Genomic DNA, 2244 nt, shown 5'->3' with positions numbered 1-2244 from the left:
CTCCGGTTCCCCCGGCCACGTCCCCTCCCGCCGCTGTCGCGCCGCGTCCCACCGGACCGGTGAAGTGGGGCGAAATCGAGGGCCGGGTGCTCCTCACCGGGACCCCTCCCCAGGCCCCCAGCGCGCCGACCTCCGCCACTGTCGCCAGCGTGTGCGGCGACCAGGCGGAGGACCGCTCGCTCGTGGTGGGCGCAGAGGGGGCCCTGGCCCACGCCGTCGTCTCACTCCAGGACGGCGCGGGGCTGCCCGACCCGGAGACGCCCGCGCCGCCGCCGGTGCTGGACCAGAAGCAGTGCCACTACGAGCCCCCCTCGCTCGCGGCGAAGGCTGGCGGTGAGCTGCTGCTGCGCAACTCCGACCCGCTGGTGCACAACGTGCGCGCCCAGGCTGGGACGAACCGTTCCGTCTTCAACGTCGCCATGCCCCTGGAGGGCATGACCCTGCGCCGCCCGCTGCCCGCCGAACCGGGCACCGTCCAGGTCCGCTGCGACGTGCACCCCTGGATGCGCGCGGTGGTCCGCACCTTCAACCACCCGTACTTCACCACCACCGCCCCGGACGGCCGCTTCCGGATGCGAGTCCCCGAAGGGGCCCACACGCTCGTCTTCTGGCATGACCGGCTGCCGGAGACGTCCCGGACCGTCACCGTCCGTGCGGGGGAGACCGTCCAGGTCGATCAGACCTGGGGCGTGGAAGCACTGCGTCAGGCCGGCTCGGGACAGTAGGGCGCCCCTGACACGGCTGTCGCGTCCGGATCCGACGGAACGAAATCGTCGGCCCGGGGTTCCGTATAAGTGCCGGGAAGCACGCCCCTTGTTCAGACTTCTGTCTTGGTGGCAAAATTGCTTCTGCGGAAGCCAACACTTCCGCGCGAGGGGGACCCGTCATGCATCAGGCCAGGAAGCAACCCACGTTGTCCGCAGAGGTTGAGCGCCTGCCCTTGGGGGCCCGCCGCAAGGGCGCCCGGCCGGTGGGCATGCAGGAGATGGGGCCCAACCTCTACGAGAAGATCCAGAGCGCACTCACCGAGCTGTCGCTGGTGTCGTCGCACGAGCGTCTGAGCGGCACCTGAGGTGACGTCCCGGAGCGGTGTGGGCCCCCGGCGAGGGGGTCCCCGCTCCGGGGAGCCGTTCCAGGCCCCCGGGGAGCGGGAGGCGGGAAACGGCAAAAGGGCCCGCCCGAGCAGCTCGGGGGGCCCTGAGACCTTCCATCCTGGGAAAGACCCTAGATGTCGTCGTCCTCGGCGGGCTCGGCGCCGGCCTCGGCGTCCTCGTCATCGCCGAAGGTCTCGAGGCTCTCCTCGTCCTCCTCGGCGGCGGGCGTCTCCTCGGGCTCGGGCTCGATGACCTTCGGAGCCGCGGCCAGGCGGCCACGCCGGCCCTCGGCGGGCTTGGCGACCACGTTCTCCCGCTGATCCGCCCCGCACTTGGGGCAGATGGGGTCCGGCTTCTTCATGTCGTAGAACTTCGTCCCGCACTTGAAGCACGAGTGCTTGGTCCCGAGATCCTTCGCCGGCATGCGCCACCCTCGTAGAAGCCTGGAGTGAAACCGAGGGCGGGTGAATAGTTGGGCCGAAGAACAGAGTCAACCGTGTGTTTGCGCGGGAGATTTCTGGCGGTAGCATCCCCGCCGGTTTTCCCCGAGAGCCGGACGCCCCCTTTGAACTTCACCTGCGACAATTGCCAGAAGCGGTACTCCATTGCGGACGAGAAGGTCCGCGGCAAGACGGTCAAGGTCCGTTGCAAGAACTGCCAGAACGTCATCACCGTGGAAGGGCCCGCCGAGGAAGAGAGCACCCGCGTGGTGTCGCTCGCCGACGTGGAGCGCATCCGGGCCCAGGAGCGTTCGCTGGCGGGAGGTGGTGGTGCCGCCGCCGCGCCCGCTCCGGCTCCGGTGGCCGCCGCGGCAGCGCCTGCGCCCCTGGCCCGACCTCCTGCGTCGGCTCCCCAGACGCCCTGGGATGATGAGCCCACGCGCACCGCGCCTCCCCGCCAGACAGCCGGGGCGCCGTGGTTCGTGATGGTGCGCAACAAGCAGGAGGGCCCGCTGGACGAGACGGCCGTGGCCGAGTGGATGGCCGCGGGCACCATCAGCGCGCGCAGCTTCTTCTGGCGCCAGGGCATGCCGGACTGGAAGCGCGGTTCGGACATCCCGGAGCTGGCCGCGCTGCTCGCGCCCGCCGCGCCGCCGGAGCCGCCGCCTCCTCCTCCCGAGCCGCCGCCCGTGGCCGTCGCGCCCCCGCCG

The 2244-nt window shown here is 71.3% G+C and carries 4 protein-coding genes; 3 read left to right on the top strand and 1 reads right to left on the bottom strand.

The annotated features are described in order from the left end of the window. Positions 1-725 (top strand): carboxypeptidase regulatory-like domain-containing protein (locus D7W79_RS41405; RefSeq protein ID WP_120530678.1); only part of this gene is annotated, 725 nt, incomplete at its 5' end. Between the two features lie 188 nt (positions 726-913). Further along, complete coding sequence (locus tag D7W79_RS44135; RefSeq protein ID WP_158617183.1) at positions 914-1072, top strand: hypothetical protein; 159 nt, start codon at positions 914-916, stop codon at positions 1070-1072. Between the two features lie 152 nt (positions 1073-1224). Here the strand turns inward: D7W79_RS44135 and D7W79_RS41395 are convergent, their stop codons facing one another. Continuing rightward, positions 1225-1518: a TIGR02300 family protein gene (locus D7W79_RS41395; protein ID WP_120530675.1), complete on the bottom strand. Its 294-nt coding sequence runs from the start codon at positions 1516-1518 to the stop codon at positions 1225-1227. A gap of 141 nt (positions 1519-1659) precedes the next feature. Here D7W79_RS41395 and D7W79_RS41390 point away from each other — a divergent pair. After that, positions 1660-2244, top strand: a 585-nt coding sequence (locus tag D7W79_RS41390; RefSeq protein WP_120530677.1) for a GYF domain-containing protein, incomplete at its 3' end; no start/stop codon positions are given.

Origin of the sequence: Corallococcus exercitus, assembly GCF_003611585.1 — a bacterium.
Lineage (GTDB): Bacteria > Myxococcota > Myxococcia > Myxococcales > Myxococcaceae > Corallococcus > Corallococcus exercitus.
The sequence above is the reverse complement of the archived record's forward strand: the minus strand, read 5'-3'. Positions and strand labels throughout refer to the sequence as shown.